This is a genomic window from Paracoccus methylovorus (genome assembly GCF_016919705.1).
GTDB classification, from domain to species: Bacteria; Pseudomonadota; Alphaproteobacteria; order Rhodobacterales; family Rhodobacteraceae; genus Paracoccus; species Paracoccus methylovorus.
The window spans coordinates 289672-308343 of sequence record NZ_CP070368.1 but is presented as its reverse complement, the minus strand read 5'-3'; the positions used below and the strand labels follow the sequence as shown (position 1 = coordinate 308343).

The window sequence follows — 18672 nt, the reverse complement described above, 5'->3', positions numbered from 1 at the left end:
CTCAGCCCGCGTCGTTTGGCGGCCAGTTTTGGGTGTTGATCGTGCCGGTCCACAGCAGGAAGTCGGTCAGCGCCCGGTATTCGTCATCCGTCAGATCGAAATGGGGCATCTGACGGCGACCCTCGATCCCCGTTGGCATGGATTCCATCCATCCTTTCATGGTCTCGAAAGCAGATTCGGGATCGTCCTGAACCCCCCAGCGCCGCATGACATTGCCCAGTTCGGGGGCAAAATAGGCGCCCTCGCCAAGGATGCTATGGCAGTTGACGCAGGTATTGCGCTCCCAGATGTGTTTGCCCTCGACGACCGAGGGGGTGAGTTGGCTTTCATCCACGGCCTTGGTGCGGGCGTAGATGTGGCTGTGAACAGTCAAAGCGCCAAAGATCAGAATGAAGAATATGGACCCGCCATAGAAGACGTTTCGGGCCATGTTCTTAGTCATGATTTCGCTCATGACGCGGGTCCCTATCTGTTATTATCGAATGGTGATTGACTGGACCGGGTGGCCGAGTCATTCATTGACGGAAGTCAAGCTTTGGAAATCCCCTGAATTTTGCAAGGAAATTCGGCCGCTTTTGTGAGAATCATCCGTTCAGTGCGTCAATCCGGCAGACACTCCTGACCGGCGCGAAGGCCTATCAGGCAAAGCACAGCCGAAAGCCCGACCGCCTGCGCCGGATTGTCCACGCGGATCGAAAACCACTTCCAAAGTGCAGGGCGGCGTGCATCTGCCGGCAAGAAACCGCAGGAAACGCGTCGCGCATCGGCACCAGCACCCGGACGCGGCACGGGATACCATCGCGAATCACCCCCACTGAAATCGTGACGCGATAGATTGTGGCCAACGGCGCTTGCCGCGCTTTTCGCCCTGCGACAGATCGACACCCCGAACTCTGCGAACGGACCTTGGTAACGCCAAGGTCCAGGCCAGCGCACCACCGATCTCGCCCCGGAGACGTCGCCGCAATCAAAACATCCGGCAGCCTTCCACAATAGCCTTTGGTCGTTGCGATTCCCCACCAGCCGATACCCGACATCCGGCCCTCGCGACTGGCATTGCCGGCCCATCCGGGCCTTCCGGATGCAGCGGCATCAAGACCAGCAGGGTCGCAGCAGGCAGCGGACCGCGAAGACAAACTTGTCGTCCAGCGCCCTCGTGGTCGGAAAATTCGCCCTGCCGACCGCGCAAATGCCGCACCCCCCTCTTGATTAAGGTCAAAGCCGTGAACGCGGTTTGCGCCCAGGAACGGCTCGAACGCGCGCCAGCAAATAGGAAAGCCAGATGAGACAAAGGACACCATTCGCCAGACCCGGCCTCTTGGCCTCGGCAGCCCTGGCCCTTGTCCTTGGACCGCTTGCGGTCGCCGCACAAGAACATGATAGCATCCCGGAACTGACTGCCGACGAATACAGCGAAGCCAACAAGATCTATTTCGAACGCTGCGCCGGCTGCCATGGCGTCTTGCGCAAGGGCGCGACCGGCAAGGCGCTGACCCCGGACCTGACGCGCGAGCTGGGGTTTGAATACCTGCAAAGCTTCATCACCTATGGGTCCCCCGCAGGCATGCCGAACTGGGGCACCTCGGGCGATCTTACGGCCGAGCAGGTCGATCTGATGGCCAAATACGTGCTTCAGGACCCCGCCGCTCCGCCGGAATTCGGCATGAAAGAGATGCTGGAAACCTGGAAAGTCCACGTTGCCCCGGAAGACCGGCCCACGAAGCAGGAAAACGACTGGGATCTGGAAAACCTGTTCAGCGTCACGCTGCGCGACGCGGGTCAGATCGCACTGATCGACGGCGCCACCTATGAGATCAAGGCCGTCATCGACACCGGCTACGCAGTCCACATCAGCCGTCTGTCGGCCTCGGGCCGCAACCTCTTCGTCATCGGTCGTGACGGCAAGATCAACATGATCGACCTGTGGATGAAAGAGCCCACCACCGTGGCCGAGATCAAGATCGGCTCCGAAGCGCGCTCGATCGAGACCTCGAAGATGGAGGGCTGGGAGGACAAATACGCCATCGCCGGCGCATATTGGCCGCCGCAATATGTCATCATGGACGGTGCAACGCTGGAGCCGAAAAAGATCCAGTCGACCCGCGGCATGACCTACGATGAGCAGGAATATCACCCCGAACCGCGCGTTGCCGCGATCCTCTCCAGCCACTACCGGCCCGAGTTCATCGTCAACGTCAAGGAAACCGGCAAGATCCTGCTGGTCGACTATACCGACCTCAAGAACCTCAAGACCACCGAGATCGAGGCCGAGCGGTTCCTGCACGACGGCGGTCTGGACAGCACTCACCGGTACTTCATCACTGCTGCGAACGCCCGCAACAAGCTGGTGGTGATCGACACCAAAGAGGGCAAACTGGTTGCCGTCGAAGACACCGAGGGCCTGACCCCGCACCCGGGTCGTGGCGCAAACTTCGTTCACCCGACCTTCGGGCCGGTCTGGGCGACCTCGCACCTGGGCGACGAATCGGTGGCGCTGATCGGGACCGACCCCGAAGGGCATCCCGACCAGGCCTGGAAGATCGTGGACACCTTCCCGGCACTTGGCGGCGGCTCGCTGTTCGTCAAGACGCACCCGAAATCGCATTACCTTTATGTCGACGCGACACTGAACCCCGAACTCGAGATCTCGGGCTCGATCGCGGTCTTCGACATCAATGCGATGAAGGGCGATGGATCGGACCCCGAGTTCACCACGCTGCCCATCGCCGAATGGGCCGGCATTTCCGAGGGCCAGCCCCGCATCGTGCAGGGCGAGTTCAACAAGGAAGGTACGGAGATCTGGTTCAGCGTCTGGAACGGCAAGGATCAGCAATCCGCACTGGTCATCGTGGACGACAAGACGCTGGAGTTGAAGCACGTTCTCAAGGACGAGCGTCTGATCACGCCGACCGGCAAGTTCAACGTCTACAACACCATGGCTGACGTCTACTGATCGATAACAACCCAGGTGGGGGCGTTCGCGCCCCCATCCCGGCAGTAATTCAATGGGGTTCGACATGGCCGGCAAGACGGCGACGGGCGACACGGCAGGCAAGGCTCCGGCAGGCGGACCGGCAGTGGGCAAGGTCCATCTGATCGGCGCAGGACCGGGCGATCCGGACCTGCTGACACTGCGGGCGCTGCGACTTTTGCAAGAGGCCGATGTGGTGGTGCATGACCGGCTGGTCTCGGACGAGGTGATGGCCTGCGTCCCCTCTCATACGCGGCGTATCGCAGTGGGCAAGGCGGCAGGTTTTCATCCGGTCCCACAGGAACAAATCAACGATCTTCTGGTCGAACTGGGCCTGTCCGGCCTGACCGTGGCCCGGCTCAAGGGCGGCGATCCCACGATCTTTGGCCGCGGCGGCGAGGAATTTGAGGCTGTGAGGCGCGCAGGTATTCCCTGTGATTATGTCCCCGGCATCACGGCGGCACAGGGCGCCGCGACCTCGGCCCGCTTCCCACTGACCCATCGCGGACTGGCCACCGGGCTGCGGCACGTCACCGGCCATCGGGCGCGGGACGCGGCGCTGGACCTTGATTGGGCATCGCTCGCCGATCCGCAGACCACGTTGGTCGTCTATATGGGCGCGGCCAACATGACACAGATTACATGCGAGTTGATCCGCCACGGCATGCCTTCTGACCTGCCGGTCTTGGCGGTGTCGCAGGCCAGCACCCCGCAAGAGCGCCGATTGCATGCGACGCTCGCGGATATCGCCGCCGTATTGGCACGCGAGCCGCTGCCCGCGCCGGTGCTGTTCGTCATCGGTCATGTCGCGGCCATGGCCGAAGACTGCGCCCTGCCTTCCGAGCTTTACCGCCCCGAGTGGCGGATGGTGGCGCATGGCTAAACTGGCGCTCCTGCTGGTGTTGCTGGCCGGTTCCGCCATCGCGGAACCTCCCGACGCCGCACGCCAGGACGAGTTGCGTCACATGGTCCGGCAGGACTGCGGCTCTTGCCACGGCTTACGGATGACGGGTGGCTTGGGCCGCCCGATCACCGCCGAGGCGCTTGACGGCCGCGATATCGAGGATCTGAGCAGTGTGATTCTGGACGGCATGCCGGGCACAGCCATGCCCGGCTGGCGCCCGCTTTTGACCGAGGATGACGCCCGCTGGATCGCCGACTACCTTCTGACGGAGACGGAATGATGCTCAAGGCATTTCTTGCCGCCCTGCTGATCGCCACGCCTGCCCTTGCCGATGACCTGCGCGGCACCGGCGATCTGGGCCTGATCGTCGAACGCGAGGCCGGATCCCTTCTGGTGGTGGACCGCAGCGAGCGGGCCGCCCTTGGCCGGATCGAGGGGTTGGGCGATCTGTCCCATGCCAGTCTGGTCTATTCCCCTGATGAGCGTTTCGCCTATGTCTTTGGCCGCGACGGCGGGCTGACCAAGGTCGATATCCTGACCCGGCAGATCGTCAACCGCGTCGTGCAAGGGGGCAACTCCATCGGCGGCGCGATCTCGGACGATGGCCGGCTGATTGCCGTGGCCAATTACGAGCCGGGCGGCGTCAAGGTCTTCGACGCGGACACGCTGGAGCAGGTGGCGGATGTGCCGATGGGCTCCAAGACCGTGGGCATCGCCGATGCGCCGGGGTCCCGTTTTGTCGTCGCCACCTGGGACACGGGCGAGGTTTGGATTCTCGACCACTCGGCCGATCCGGCACAGCCCGCGATTACGAAGCTCGAAGGGATCGGCGCCAACCCCTATGACGCGCTGCTGACCGCAGACGGGCGGCGTTATATCGTCGGGCTTTTCGGGGAAAAGGGGCTGACGCAGGTCGACCTGTGGCAGGACCCGCCCGAGGTTACGCGTTTCCTGCCCGATTATGGCAAGGATCAACCCGATCTGCCGGTCTATAAGATGCCGCACCTGCAGGGCTGGACCTTGGCGGACGGGGTCTTTGCCCTTCCCGCCGTCGGGCTCCACCAGTTGCTTTGGGTCGATGCAGAGGACCTGACCGAGATTGCGCGCACCGATCTGGCCGGGCAGCCGGTCTTTGCCCTGGCTCGCCCCGACCGGCGCGAGGTGTGGGTGAATTTCGCCCCCCCCGACAACGACAAGATACAGGTGGTCGACGTCCTGACCCATGAGGTCATCCGGACCCTGACCCCCGGCAAGGGGGTGTTGCACATGGAATTCGCCCCGCGCGGGCGCGAGGTCTGGATGTCCGTCCGCGACGAGAACCGGGTCGAAATCCGCGATGCCCGCACTCACGAAATCCTGGGAGAGATCGAGGCACTCGCGCCCTCGGGCATCTTCTTCACCGACCGCGCGCATCGCACGGGGTTATGACTATGGATGATCTGGACCTGAGATTGCTGGACGGCTTCCAACGCGACTTGCCGTTGCAGACCCGGCCCTTCGCCGCCATGGCATCCCGCCTCGGCACCACCGAGGCCGAGGTGATCGCCCGGCTGACGCATCTGCGTGAACAGGGGGTTGTCGCCCGCGTAGGCGCCACCAGCCGGCCGAACACCGCCGGCGCCTCGACCTTGGCCGCGCTGCAGGTCCCAACCCCGCGCATTGACGAGGTCGCGGCGCTGGTCGGCACCGAACCGGGCGTCAACCATTCCTACCTGCGAGAAGGCAGCGACTGGAACCTGTGGTTCGTCGCCACCGCCCCCGACGCCGAGGCCTTGGCCCACAGCCTTGCCCGGATCGAAGCCGCGACAGATCTGCAGGTGCTGTCCCTGCCGTTGGTCCGCGCTTTCAACATCGACCTTGGCTTTCCATTGATGGGTCCGCGCCGCGCCATGGCGCTGGATCGGCCCGCCGATCTGGATGTGTTGCGCCCGCAGGACAAGGCGCTGATGCAGGCGCTATCGACAGGGCTTGCGCTGGTTCCACGCCCTTTCATGGCGCTGGGGCAGGCGCTTAAGCGCAGCGAGGCCGAGGTGATCTCGCGCATCCGCGCCTTGGCCGAAGCGCGTTTGCTGACCCGCGTCGGCGTCATCGTGAAACACCGCGCACTTGGCTGGAGCGAGAATGCCATGGTGGTCTGGCGCCTGCCCGAAACCGCCGTCGAGGCGGCCGGCAAGGCGCTGGCGGCGGTCCCGGGCGTGACCTTGTGCTATCAGCGCCGCACGGTACCGGGCCTGTGGGATTGCCCGCTTTTCTGCATGATCCATGGCCGCTCGCGCGCCGAGGCGATGGAGGTGCTGGCCAAGGCCAGCGCCTTGCCGGAACTGGCCGGGATACCGCATCATATTCTGTTCTCGACCCGCTGCTTTCGCCAGCGCGGCGCCACCATCGCGAGGGAGGCCGCATGAAGCGCCAGACCCTGCCGCCCGAGGCGCTGGATGGCATCGACCGCGCCATCCTGAACACCCTGCAAGAAGGTTTTCCGCTTAGCCCTCGTCCCTTTGACGACGCCGGCGCGGCGCTTGGCCTGCCGGGCACCGAATTGATCGAGCGGTTGAAACGGCTGCGGGGGATTGGTGCAATTACACGCTTTGGTCCGTTTTATGACGCGGCAGCGATGGGCGGCGCATTCTGTCTTTGCGCGCTTTCCGCGCCTGAGACGGATTTTGACCGCATCGCCGCACTGGTCAACGCCCATCCCGAAGTGGCGCATAACTATGCCCGCGATCACGAATTGAACATGTGGTTCGTCCTTGCCACGGACACGCCTGAAGGCATCGCGGAAACAGCCGGCCGGATCGAGGCCGAGACCGGGCTGACCGTCTGGCAGTTCCCCAAGCTGCGCGAATTCTTCATCGGCTTTCGGGTGGCGGCATGATGGTCCTGGACGACACCGACCGCCGGCTGATCGCCGCCACTCAGGCCGGGCTGCCGCTTGTCGATGCCCCCTATGCCCGCATCGCCGAGGATCTGGGCCTGACCGAGGCGCAGGTCATTGCCCGCCTGACCGCCATGCAGGCCCAGGGCGTGATCCGCCGCATCGCCATTGCGCCCAACCATTACGCCTTGGGCATGACTGCCAATGGTATGAGCGTCTGGGACGTCGAGGACGCGCAGGCCGCGCCTTTGGGCGAAACAATCGGCGCGCTGGATTTCGTAACCCATTGTTATCTGCGCCCGCGCGCACCGGTCTGGCGCTATAACCTCTTTGCCATGCTGCATGGCCAAAGCCGTGCCGAAGTCGAGGAAAAGCGCGCTCAGGTCCGCGCGTTGCTCGGCCCGGCCTGCCGCGGTGACGACATCCTGTATTCCACCCGGATTTTGAAAAAAACCGGCCTTCGCTTGCGCGACGGCTGAGACGGAGGGCACCATGTTCCGCCTGACCCAATATATGCACCAGCTTCTGGACCCTTCACCGCCCAGCCGCCGCAGCCATCCCGGTGCGGTCAAGCCAGTGGTGATCTGGAACCTGACGCGAAGCTGCAACCTGAAATGCCGCCATTGCTATACCGTCTCGGCCGACCGGCCCTTTCCGGGCGAGTTGACGCATGAACAGGCCATGTCGGTGCTGCGCGACCTGTCGGATTTCCGCATTCCCGCGCTGATCCTGTCGGGGGGCGAGCCGATGTCGCGCTTCGACTTCTGGGAACTGGCCGAAGAGGCGCGGAAACTGAACTTTCGTCACCTGTCGCTTTCGACCAATGGCACCAAGATCGACGCCGGGAACGTGGACCGGCTGGCCGATCTGGGCTTTGACTATGTCGGCATTTCGCTGGACGGCATCGGCGCGGTGAACGACTGGTTCCGCGGCGTCGAAGGCGCCTTCGATCAGGCATTGGCGGGGGTGCGGGCCTGCAAGGCGCGCGGTGTCAAGGTCGGGCTGCGCTTTACCATAACCGAGGGCAATGCCCATAACCTGCCGGCCATGCTGGATCTTTGCCGCGACGAAGGGGTGGACAAATTCTATCTGTCGCATCTGGTTTATGCCGGTCGCGGCGACAAGCACCGGGGCGAGGATACCGCCCACACCCACACCCGCCGGGCCCTTGATCTGCTGATCGCCCGCGCCTGGGATGCGGTGGAAAAGGGCGAACCGCTGGAGGTGGTCACCGGCAACAACGACGCGGATGCGGTCTATTTCCTGCGGTGGGCCGAGACGCGCTTCCCACCCGAAGCCATCGCCCATCTGCGCACGCATCTTGAGGCTTGGGGCGGCAATTCCTCGGGGCTGGGTGTTGGCAATATCGACCCGCAAGGCAAGGTTCATCCCGACACCTACTGGTCAGACTATACGCTGGGTTCGGTCAAGGAACGACCGTTCTCGGATATCTGGACCGGGGACGACCCGATCCTTGCCACGTTGCGCACCCGGCCACGCCCTTTGAAAGGCCGATGCGGTGCCTGCGCCTATCAGACGGTCTGCGGGGGCAATACCCGTATCCGCGCGCTGCAACTGACCGGCGACCCTTGGGCCGAGGACCCGGCCTGCTATCTCTCGGGCACCGAGATCGGCGCGCAAGGCGCCGATCTGGACCGCCTCGCCGTCACACCTTTCCGGGGAAAAAGCCATGATCCGGCACATCGTTTCCTTTAGCCTGCTGTTGGCCGCGCCCTTGATGGCGCAAGCCGATCCGGCCACCGACTACGCCGACCATTGCGCCAGTTGCCATGGCGAGGATCGCCTTGGTGGCACGGGCCCGGCACTGATCCCCGAAACACTTGGCCGCGTGCCGGGTATCGAACAGGTCATCGCCGAAGGCCGCGTCTCGACCCAGATGGAGGGGTTCGCGGCGGAACTGACCACGGAAAGTATTGCCGCGCTGAAGGATTACATCACCTCGCCCTTGGATCACCTGCCGGACTGGACCGCGGACGAAATCGCCGCCAGCCGCGAGATGAACACCGATTACCAACCCGCCGAAAAGCCGGTCTTTGCCGCCGACCCGATGAACATCACGCTGGTGGTTGAAACCGGCGACCATCATGTCAGCGTGCTTGACGGCGACACGTTCGAGGTGCTGGACCGGTTCGCCACCCCCTTTGCCGTGCATGGCGGGCCGAAATTCAGCCCGGACGGGCGCTTTGTCTTTGTCATGTCCCGCGACGGCTGGGTCCAGAAATACGACATCTGGTCGCTGCAAGAAGTGGGCCGCATCCGTGCCGCGCTGAACAGCCGCAATATCGCCATGAGCCATGACGGAAAATGGCTTGCTGTCGCCAATTACCTGCCGACCAGCCTGACCATCCTTTCGACCGAGGATCTGGCCCCGGTCCGGTTGGTAAATGTCGTCTCCCGCGACGGAACACCCAGCCGGGTCAGCGCCGTCTATCAGGCCCCGCAACGCAAAAGCTTTGTTCTGGCGCTCAAGGACGCTGCCGAGATCTGGGAAATCGCCACCGATCCAGACGCCGGCCCCTTCCATGAAGGGCTGGTGCACAGCTATGAAAAGGGCATGGAGGAAGCCGTGGGCGCCGAACAGGGGTTGTTCGCCCGCCGCCGAATTCCGATTAACGAGCCTTTGGACGACTTCTTCTTTTCACCCGACTATCGTGAGGTCATCGGTGCCAATCGCGACGGCAACAAGGGCGTTGTGGTCAATCTGGATGTCGGCCGCGCCATTGCCGAATTGCCGCTGCCCGGTATGCCGCATCTGGGTTCGGGCATCACATGGGAGCGCGAGGGACACCGCGTCATGGCCACGCCGCATCTGGGAGAGGGCGTGATTTCGGTCATCGACATGGAGGACTGGAGTCTGGTCAAGCAGATCAAGACAGATGGTCCGGGCTTTTTCCTGCGCGGCCATGCCACCAGCCCCTATGTCTGGGCCGATGTGTTCTTTGGCCCGAACAAGGGCAAGATGTATGTCATCGACAAGGAAACACTGGAAATCGTCAAGACTCTTGAACCCTTCCCGGGCCTGACCTTTGCCCATACCGAATTCACCCGCGATGGCAGCCATGTTCTGGCCTCATTGTGGGAGGACGACGGCGCGGTCGTGGTCTATGATGCGAAAACGCTGGAAGAGGTGAAACGGCTGCCGATGCGCAAGCCCTCGGGGAAATACAATGTCTGGAACAAGATCACCTTCGAGGACGGAACCAGCCACTGATGACGGCTGGCCAGTCTGGAAACTGACACTGCTGTTTTACCCCTTTGCGGCGGCGGCGGTCTGGATCAACCTGTTCATGCTGTCGCTGCTGACCAGTTGGCTTGGCTTGCCCGTCCTGCCGCCCGGGCAGGCGGCCGGCGCCGCGCTGGCCTTGGGCGTCCCGGCGGGCTGGGCCGCGGGTCGTTGGATCCGCAGCCTGATGGATCGCGCCCGGCCCCGCAGCTGATCCAGCTTCGGCACACGGCAACCCCGTGTCCATACCAATGGCCGGGGTCGCAGTGGTTTATTCCGATCCATAACTAAAAATTATATTAGGCATTAAAAGTTATAAATTCCAATGATTTCGAAACCTGCTAAAACCTCTCGCAGAAGGTGCGTAGATTCGAAAAAGCCATCCGCTGCGGTTGCACCTCACGCCGCAGTCCGCACCAGGTCAACTGGCCCACCGCCCCTGCGGCGCGGCCCTGTAAAGGAGAGCTATCATGGACGGCAAGGATATCGCTTCGACGGGGAAATGCCCCGTGATGCATGGCGGTAACACGGCAATGGGCAGCTCGGTCACGGCTTGGTGGCCGAATGCGCTGAATCTGGACATCCTGCACCAGCATGACAGCAAGACCAACCCACTCGGCAAGGACTTCAACTACCGCGAAGAGCTGAAAAAGCTGGATGTCGAGGCGCTCAAGGCCGACCTCCGCCAGCTGATGACCGACAGCCAGGACTGGTGGCCCGCCGACTGGGGCAGCTATGTCGGCATGTTCGCCCGCACCGCCTGGCACACGGCCGGCTCTTACCGGACCAGCGACGGTCGCGGCGGCGCCAATACCGGCAACCAGCGTTTCGCGCCGCTGAACTCGTGGCCCGACAACGTCAACACCGACAAGGGCCGCCGCCTGCTGTGGCCGATCAAGAAAAAATACGGCAACAAGATTTCCTGGGCCGACCTGATCATGCTGGCGGGCACCGTGGCCTATGACGTCGCCGGGCTGAAAACCTATGGCTTCGCCTTCGGCCGCGAAGACATCTGGCACCCCGAGAAAGACACCTATTGGGGCGATGAAATGGAATGGCTGGCGCCCAGCGACGGTCGCTATGGAGACGTGAGCAACGCTCAGTCGCTGTCGAACCCGCTGGCGGCCGTTCAGATGGGCCTGATCTACGTCAACCCCGAGGGCGTGAACGGCCGCTCGGACCCGCAGGCCACCGCCTATCAGATGCGCGAAACCTTTGCCCGCATGGGCATGAACGACGAGGAAACCGTGGCGCTGACCGCGGGCGGTCACACCATCGGCAAGTGCCATGGCAACGGCAATGCCACCGACCTCAGCCCCGATCCCGAAACCGCCGGCCCGGAATTCCAGGGCCTTGGCTGGCTGAACACCAACGGTCGCGGCATCGGCCGCAACACCATGGTTTCGGGTCTTGAAGGCGCATGGACCACCAACCCGACGCAATGGGACAATGGCTTCTTCCACATGCTGTTCAAGCATGAATGGACGCTGACGCACAGCCCGGCGGGCGCTTCGCAATGGGCGCCGATCTCGATCGCCGAAGAGGACAAGCCGGTCGATGTCGAGGACCCCTCGATCCGCGTCATGCCGATGATGACCGACGCCGACATGGCGCTGAAGGTCGATCCGATCTATCGCGAGATCTCGCTGCGTTTCATGAACGACTTCCAGGCATTCAGCGACGCCTTCGCCCGCGGCTGGTTCAAGCTGACACACCGCGACATGGGGCCGAAATCGCGCTATCTCGGCCCGGACGTTCCGGCCGAGGATCTGGTCTGGCAGGACCCGATCCCCGCCGGCAACACCAACTACGACGTGGCGGCGGTCAAGGCACGGATCGCAGCCTCGGGGCTGAGCATTTCCGATCTGGTCGCCACCGCCTGGGACAGCGCCCGCACCTATCGGGGCTCGGACCATCGCGGCGGCGCGAATGGCGCGCGCATCCGTCTGGCCCCGCAAAAGGATTGGGAGGGCAATGAGCCCGAACGTCTGGCCCGCGTGCTGTCGGTGCTGGAACCCATCGCTGCTGAAACCGGCGCAAGCCTTGCCGACGTGATCGTTCTGGGCGGCAACCTTGGCGTCGAGCAGGCGGCCCGTGCTGTCGGCCATGACATCGAGGTGCCCTTTGCCCCGGGTCGCGGCGACGCCACCGCCGAGCAGACGGACGCCGATTCCTTCGCGGTGCTGGAACCCATCGCCGATGGCTTCCGCAACTGGCAAAAGCAGGAATATGCCGTCTCGCCCGAAGAGCTGCTGCTGGACCGCGCCCAACTGCTGGGGCTGAGCGCGCCCGAGATGGTGGTGCTGGTCGGCGGCATGCGGATGCTGGGAACCAACCATGGCGGCACCAGCCATGGCGTATTCACCGACCGCAACGGCGCGCTGAGCAACGATTTCTTCGTCACGCTGACCGATATGGGCAACAACTGGGTGCCGGTGGGCGACAACCTTTACGAGATCCGCGACCGTAAGACCGGCGCGGCCAAATATACCGCGACCCGCGTCGATCTGGTTTTCGGCTCGAACTCGATCCTGCGTGCCTATGCCGAGGTTTATGCCCAGGACGACAACGCCGGGAAATTCGTCAAGGACTTCGCCGCCGCCTGGACGAAGGTGATGAACGCCGACCGTTTCGATCTGCAGTCGTGAATGGATCGGTTCTCCGGCAGGCGTCTGGCGCGGCCTGATCCGAAGGACCGAGAGTGGTAACGATTGCAGCCCGGGGATCCAGAAGGGTTCCCGGGTGTTACTTTGTTCAGCGGCCGACGACCCACGGCGCAGGTCCGGGCAGACAGGTCTGCGTTCACCCGGTTTACAGAAAGCTTTGCGGGTCGATATCCACCGTCAGCCGCAAATTCGTGGGCTGCTTGGGTGCCTGGGCCAGCCATTGCGAAATCGCACCCTGCAAAGGCGCCTGCCGTGGCGCGCGGATCAGCATCCGCATCCGATAGCGCCCCCGGATGCGGGTGATCGGCGCGGGTGCAGGGCCGAAAAGCTCGCCCCCGACCGCAGCCAAAGGCGCGGCCCGGCGGGCAAGATCACGGGCATAATCCTCGACCACCGGCTGGTCGGGATGCGACAGGATGATCCCCGCCAGCCGGCCAAAGGGCGGCATGCCCGCCGCCTGCCGCGCCGCTGCCTCGGTATCCCAGAACTCCTCATCCTGACCCGACAGGATCGTCCGGATTACCGGATGGTCGGGCTGGTAGGTCTGTAAAAGCGCCAGCCCCCGCGCCTCGCCGCCTTCGCGCCCTGCCCGGCCGGCCACCTGCCGCATCAACTGAAACGACCGCTCTGCCGCGCGCAGGTCCGCACCCTGCAACCCAAGGTCGGCGTCGATCACGCCCACCAAAGTCAGGCGCGGGAAATTGTGTCCCTTGGCGACGATCTGCGTGCCGATGATGATGTCTGTGCCACCCGCGCCGATCTCGGCAATCGCCTCTTTCAGCGCACGGGCAGAATGGAACAGGTCCGAGGACAGCACGCTGGCCCGGGCTTCGGGGAAACGCTGGGCCACCTCTTCAGCCAGCCGTTCGACACCGGGGCCTATGGCGGTCATCTTGCCCTCGACCCCGCAGCTTGGGCAGGCGGTCGGGATCGGGCGGGTCGCGCCGCATTGATGGCAGACAAGCCGGTTCTGAAAGCGATGCTCGACCATGCGCGCATCGCAATGCTCGCAGCCGATCTGCTGCCCGCAGGCGCGACAGGCCGTGATCGGCGCATAGCCCCGGCGGTTCAGAAACAGCAGCGACTGCTCACCCCGCCGGTGACGGTCGTTGATCTCGGCGGCAAGGCGCGGGCTGATCCAACGGCCCTTCTCCATCTCTTGCTGGCGCAGGTCGATGGTTCCCATCTCGGGCAATTCGGCACTGCCGTACCGCGCCCGCAGGTCAAGACGGCGGTATTTCCCCAGCCCCGCATTCACCCAGCTTTCGACCGAAGGCGTGGCCGAGGCCAGCACCACATGCGCCTGTTCGACACTGGCGCGCAGCACCGCCATGTCGCGGGCGCTGTAATACACCACATCCTCTTGCTTATATGAGGAATCATGTTCTTCATCGACAACGATAAGACCCAGATCGGCAAAGGGCAGGAACAGGGCCGAACGCGCGCCGACCACCATGCCAACATGGTTTTGCGCCGCCATCGTCCACAGCCGTCGCCGCTCGGACCGGGTGATGCCGGAATGCCATTCGCCCGGACGGGCACCGAAGCGCACCCCGACCCGGTTCAGGAACTCGGCCGACAGCGCGATCTCGGGCAGCAATACCAGCGCCTGCCGTCCCTGACGCAAACATTCCGCGACGGCTTCAAGGTAAACCTCGGTCTTGCCCGAGCCGGTGACGCCGCGCAGCAATGTCGTGCCATAGGCACGGCTTTTCAGCACCGCGCGCAGGTTCTCGGCCGCCTCAAGCTGATCCGGGGCAAGCGGCTTGCCGGGCAAATCGGGGTCCAGCCGCGGATAGGGCGTGTCGCGCGGCGCCAGAACCTCGGCCAGCGTGCCGGCCTTGACCAACCCCTGCACCACACCCGAACTGACCCCGGCCAGTTGCGCCAGTTCGGCGGGGGCGAACCCAGCGCCGCCATGATCCTCGATCACCCGCAGGACGGCGGCCCGGGCGTCCGTCATGCGCTCGGGCGGTGGACCGGCGCGATGGATGATGCGCCGCGCCGAGGGCGGCTGGTCCAGATCCGGCGCCCGCGTCGCCATCCGCAACAGCGAGGGCAGAGGCGTCAGCGTGTATTCCCCCATCCGGGTCAGGAACTCGATCATCCCCGGCGCCAGCGGGGGCGCATCTATCAGCCGTGCCACCGGCCGCAGCTTGGCCGCATCGAAATCACCGACCCCCGGCCCCCAGACCGCGCCCATCACCCGGCGCGGGCCCAATGGCACGATGACAAGCTGGCCCAGCCGCACCCCTCCTTCGGGCGCAAGATAGTCCAGCACACCGACCACTTCTTGCGTTAGAACCGCGATACGCGCGCCATGGGGATAAAAAAGCGGCGGGGACATCTCAGGCCGGCAGCGCCGCCCAGCCGATCAGTGCAAACAGCGGCCAGTAGCCGGCCAGAAACGGTCCGGCGGCAAGAAATGGCAGCAAATCGGCAAGATCGGGCTGAAAAACTTCCAATTCATTTCTCCTGCGGCTGTGGCTGATATGGTGCGGCTGAATACCCGCCACTAGTGACACGTCCACGCCCCGCGCCGCAACCCGCGCACCGGACTTCACGCGCTGCCTGTTATGCGCTAAACCCGCAGCAAATCCGCAAGAAGGGCTCCTCCACATGAAATTCTTTGTCGATACCGCCGACGTCGCCGCGATTCGCGAACTGAACGATCTGGGCATGGTGGACGGCGTCACCACCAACCCCTCGCTGATCCTGAAATCCGGCCGCGACATCCTCGAAGTCACGAAAGAGATCTGCGACATCGTCGAAGGTCCCGTCAGCGCCGAAGTCGTGGCCAACAAGGCCGAAGACATGATCCGCGAGGGCGAGCATCTGGTCAAGATCGCGTCCAACATCACCGTCAAGGTGCCGCTGACCTGGGACGGGCTGAAAGCCTGCAAGGTGCTGTCGTCGCAAGGGCACAAGGTCAACGTGACGCTGTGCTTCTCGGCCGCTCAGGCGATTCTGGCCGCCAAGGCCGGCGCCACCTTCATCAGCCCCTTCATCGGTCGGCTGGACGACATCAACTTCGACGGTATGGAGTTGATCGCCCAGATCCGCGAAATCTATGACAACTACGATTTCCAGACCGAAATCCTCGCGGCCTCGATCCGGTCGGTGAACCATATCACCGACGCGGCCCTCATCGGCGCAGACGTCATCACCGCGCCGCCCGCGGTCATCAAGGCGATGGCCAATCACGTGCTGACCGACAAGGGTCTGGAACAGTTCAACGCCGACTGGGCCAAGACCGGGCAAAAGATCGTCTGATGGACGAGCAATCCGGCGCAGAACTGGCCGAGGACATCCGTACCCGGCTGCTGGCCCAGCCCGAACTGATCCTTTCGGACCGGGACCTGATGCGCGCGCTGATCGGCGCGCGCGAGGCCGAGGTCGGCGAGAACGTCATCGACATCCGTGGCCGGGCCATGCAGGCGCTGGAGGCGCGGCTGGACCGGCTGGAGGCGGCGCATGAATCGGTGATCTCGGCCGCCTATGACAATCAGTCGGGGATGAACACCGTCCACCGGGCCGTGCTGTCCCTGCTGGAACCGATGGATTTCGAGGAGTTTCTGGAAAACCTTGAAATCGCCGTCGCGCCGATCCTGCGCGTGGAAACGCTGCGGTTGGTCATGGAATCGGGTGGCGCCATGCCCGCGCCCGAAAGCGGCGGCCCCTTGCTGATCGCCCCCGCTGGCACAGTGGCGCAGCTTATCTCGGGCGGACGGCGCATGCCGCGCGGCGACGACATCGTGCTGCGCCGCGTGGCGCCCGAAACCCTGCCCTTCCATGGCGATGCCCGCGCGCCGATTCGCTCGGAAGTGCTCTTGCCGATCGACCTTGGACCCGGCCGCGTCCCGGCGCTGCTTTTGATGGGGTCGGCCGATGTGGGGCGTTTCAACCCGGCTCAGGGCACCGACCTTTTGCGCTTTTTCGGCCAGGCATTCCGGCTGATGCTGATCTCCTGGCTGCGGAAATGACCAGCGGGGCCGAGCCATTGGCGCTGGCCCCGGCCATGGCCGAAAACCTGGCGCGCTGGCTGGACAGCGAGCGCGCAACGCGTGACCGTTCCGACCACACCATCCGCGCCTATCAAGCCGATCTGCTGGCCTTCCTGTCCTTTCTGGGCAGCTATCATGGCTCTCCCGCCCTGCCGGCGACACTGGGCGGGCTGACGCAATCAGACATGCGCGCCTTTGCCGCCGCCGAACGCGGCCGCGGGCTTTCCGCCCGCTCGCTGGCGCGCCGGCTTTCGGCGGCCCGCAGCTTTATCCGCTGGATGTCGGACAGGCATGGCTTCGACGCGTCCAAGGCGCTGGCCACACGCGGCCCGAAATATACCCGCTCGCTGCCTCGCCCGCTGGCGCCCCAGCAGGCGCAGGACGTTCTCACGATCACCGGCGACACCCACCCGGAACCCTGGATCGCCGCGCGCGACGTCGCGGTTCTGACGCTGCTCTGGGGCTGCGGACTGCGTATCTCGGAAGCTTTGGGACTCGACGGCGCCGATTGGCCGCTGCGCGAGGCGCTGACCATCCGCGGCAAAGGCGGGCGTGAACGGCAGGTGCCCGTCCTGCCCATCGCACGCGACGCCATCGGCGAATACCTGCGCCTCTGTCCCTTCCCCGTTGAACCCCGCTCACCCCTGTTTCGAGGGGCGCGCGGCGGCCGGCTTCACCCCACGCTGATCTCGGGCACCATGCGTCAGGCACGCCAGGTGCTGGGCCTGCCGCCGACGGCGACACCACATGCCCTGCGCCATTCCTTCGCAACGCATCTTCTGGCCGCAGGAGGAGACCTGCGCACAATTCAGGAACTGCTGGGTCATGCCAGCCTGTCCACCACCCAGGTCTATACCGGGGTGGACGACGCGCATCTGCTGGCCGTCTATCGCGCCGCCCACCCCCGCGCCTGACCGCCGCACTCTCCCCAAGCTGCCGCACCAATCTCTGCCTCTTGCGCGCTCCCGGCTTCTTCGTTGCCCAAATACCCATGACGAAAGCCGCCGGCACCGGCTTTACATTTCCTGCATGGAACCTCAAAGGAGGCCGATGCTCGAGCTCTCCTTCGACCTGGTTCTTCTGCTTGCCGGCGCGGCTTTCGCGGCCGGATTCGTCGATGCCATCGCCGGCGGCGGCGGGCTCATTACCGTGCCCGTGCTGATGCTGGCAGGCGTGCCGCCCGCACAGGCATTGGCCACGAACAAGGTACAAGGGGTCTTTGGCGCGGCCACGGCAGCAATCTCCTATGCCCGGCGAGGGCTCGTGGACCCGCGCCAGCAGATCGGAGCGGCGGCGGTTGCCTTCGCGGCGGGGCTGTGTGGTGCGCTGTTGGTCACCTGGATCCCAGCGCAGGCCCTGCACTACGGCCTGCCGGTGGTGCTCATCGGCATCGCCGCCTTTTTTGCGCTCAAGCCGGGACTGAACGACACCGACCGGATACGCCGCATCTCACCGCCCCTCTTCACCGCCACGGTCGTGCCCCTCGTCGCTTTCTATGACGGGCTGGTCGGACCCGGCACGGGATCGTTCTTCATGCTGGGTTTCGTCATGCTGGCAGGTTACGGCATTCTGAAGGCTACGGCGCATACCAAACTTTTGAACTTTGCCTCCAATCTGGGCGGGCTGGTCGCCTTTGCCGCAGTGGGCAAACCGCTGTGGCTGATCGGCGCGATCATGGCATTGGCGCAGATCGCAGGCGCCATGCTGGGGGCACGGCTGGCGATGAGGATCGGCGCAAGGGTTATCAAGCCGCTCCTGGTCGTGACCTCAACCGTGTTGGCGCTGCGGCTGATCTGGCAGCTTTTATAAAGATGGGGGCTTTGCGCCCCCACGCCCGTCGTACAAGCCGACGGGCTTCCCCCGCAGGATATTTGTCCACGAAAGAAACAAGGCAAGGGTTAGATCCGGACCTAAGCTTCTTTGTTGCTTAAATATCCTGGGGGAGCGCGGAACGCGCGGGGGCAAAGCCCCCATGCCATTGAAACAGGCAGGACCAATCTCTACCACC

General features: G+C 64.2%; 17 protein-coding genes. 15 read left to right on the top strand and 2 right to left on the bottom strand.

The window, feature by feature from the left end; translation table 11 throughout:
• Nucleotide 1 precedes the first annotated feature (1 nt).
• Nucleotides 2-454: a c-type cytochrome gene (locus JWJ88_RS01530; RefSeq protein ID WP_205294365.1), complete on the bottom strand. Its 453-nt coding sequence runs from the start codon at nt 452-454 to the stop codon at nt 2-4.
• Between the two features lie 828 nt (nt 455-1282).
• Here JWJ88_RS01530 and JWJ88_RS01525 point away from each other — a divergent pair.
• The 11 genes from JWJ88_RS01525 (at nt 1283) to katG (ending at nt 12642) form a co-directional block, all read left to right on the top strand.
• Nucleotides 1283-2953 carry a nitrite reductase gene (locus JWJ88_RS01525; RefSeq protein ID WP_205294364.1) on the top strand — a complete coding sequence of 557 codons (1671 nt, stop codon included), beginning with the start codon at nt 1283-1285 and terminating at the stop codon, nt 2951-2953.
• 64 nt (nt 2954-3017) lie between these two features.
• A complete protein-coding gene (gene cobA / locus JWJ88_RS01520; protein ID WP_240200172.1) occupies nt 3018-3854 on the top strand; it encodes a uroporphyrinogen-III C-methyltransferase in 837 nt (278 codons plus the stop codon).
• Nucleotides 3847-4155, top strand: a complete 309-nt coding sequence (locus tag JWJ88_RS01515) for a c-type cytochrome (protein ID WP_205294362.1) — start codon at nt 3847-3849, stop codon at nt 4153-4155. The genes cobA and JWJ88_RS01515 overlap by 8 nt, the downstream gene beginning before the upstream one ends.
• Entirely contained in the window at nt 4152-5303 is a 1152-nt protein-coding gene (locus JWJ88_RS01510) for a cytochrome D1 domain-containing protein (RefSeq protein ID WP_205294361.1), read from the top strand. The genes JWJ88_RS01515 and JWJ88_RS01510 overlap by 4 nt, the downstream gene beginning before the upstream one ends.
• A 2-nt stretch (nt 5304-5305) precedes the next feature.
• Nucleotides 5306-6280: a siroheme decarboxylase subunit beta gene (ahbB, locus tag JWJ88_RS01505; protein ID WP_205294360.1), complete on the top strand. Its 975-nt coding sequence runs from the start codon at nt 5306-5308 to the stop codon at nt 6278-6280.
• A complete protein-coding gene (locus JWJ88_RS01500) occupies nt 6277-6750 on the top strand; it encodes an Lrp/AsnC family transcriptional regulator (protein WP_205294359.1) in 474 nt (157 codons plus the stop codon). The genes ahbB (JWJ88_RS01505) and JWJ88_RS01500 overlap by 4 nt, the downstream gene beginning before the upstream one ends.
• Nucleotides 6750-7229, top strand: coding sequence for a siroheme decarboxylase subunit beta (ahbB, locus tag JWJ88_RS01495; protein WP_205295091.1), 480 nt, complete (start codon nt 6750-6752; stop codon nt 7227-7229). Before JWJ88_RS01500 ends, ahbB (JWJ88_RS01495) begins: the two co-directional genes overlap by 1 nt.
• A 13-nt stretch (nt 7230-7242) precedes the next feature.
• A complete protein-coding gene (nirJ, locus tag JWJ88_RS01490; protein WP_205294358.1) occupies nt 7243-8466 on the top strand; it encodes a heme d1 biosynthesis radical SAM protein NirJ in 1224 nt (407 codons plus the stop codon).
• The gene (locus JWJ88_RS01485; protein ID WP_205294357.1) at nt 8441-9982 is read left to right on the top strand and encodes a nitrite reductase; all 1542 of its coding nucleotides are present in this window, start codon (nt 8441-8443) and stop codon (nt 9980-9982) included. The genes nirJ and JWJ88_RS01485 overlap by 26 nt, the downstream gene beginning before the upstream one ends.
• Entirely contained in the window at nt 9939-10208 is a 270-nt protein-coding gene (locus tag JWJ88_RS01480; RefSeq protein WP_205294356.1) for a hypothetical protein, read from the top strand. The genes JWJ88_RS01485 and JWJ88_RS01480 overlap by 44 nt, the downstream gene beginning before the upstream one ends.
• 256 nt (nt 10209-10464) lie before the next feature.
• Nucleotides 10465-12642, top strand: a complete 2178-nt coding sequence (katG, locus tag JWJ88_RS01475; RefSeq protein ID WP_205294355.1) for a catalase/peroxidase HPI — start codon at nt 10465-10467, stop codon at nt 12640-12642.
• A 163-nt stretch (nt 12643-12805) separates the two neighbouring features.
• Here katG and JWJ88_RS01470 read toward each other — a convergent pair whose 3' ends face one another.
• Nucleotides 12806-15007 (bottom strand): primosomal protein N', encoded by a 2202-nt coding sequence (locus JWJ88_RS01470; protein WP_205294354.1) that lies wholly within the window; start codon nt 15005-15007, stop codon nt 12806-12808.
• A gap of 272 nt (nt 15008-15279) precedes the next feature.
• On the opposite strand from JWJ88_RS01470, the gene fsa reads away from it, so the two are divergent.
• The 4 genes from fsa (at nt 15280) to JWJ88_RS01450 (ending at nt 18473) form a co-directional block, all read left to right on the top strand.
• Nucleotides 15280-15933: a fructose-6-phosphate aldolase gene (gene fsa, locus JWJ88_RS01465; protein ID WP_205294353.1), complete on the top strand. Its 654-nt coding sequence runs from the start codon at nt 15280-15282 to the stop codon at nt 15931-15933.
• The gene (locus JWJ88_RS01460; protein ID WP_205294352.1) at nt 15933-16643 is read left to right on the top strand and encodes a DUF484 family protein; all 711 of its coding nucleotides are present in this window, start codon (nt 15933-15935) and stop codon (nt 16641-16643) included. Before fsa ends, JWJ88_RS01460 begins: the two co-directional genes overlap by 1 nt.
• The gene (locus tag JWJ88_RS01455) at nt 16640-17578 is read left to right on the top strand and encodes a tyrosine recombinase XerC (protein WP_205294351.1); all 939 of its coding nucleotides are present in this window, start codon (nt 16640-16642) and stop codon (nt 17576-17578) included. Before JWJ88_RS01460 ends, JWJ88_RS01455 begins: the two co-directional genes overlap by 4 nt.
• 136 nt (nt 17579-17714) lie before the next feature.
• On the top strand, nt 17715-18473 hold the full coding sequence (locus JWJ88_RS01450) for a TSUP family transporter (protein ID WP_205294350.1): 759 nt from the start codon (nt 17715-17717) through the stop codon (nt 18471-18473).
• Nucleotides 18474-18672: the final 199 nt, after the last annotated feature.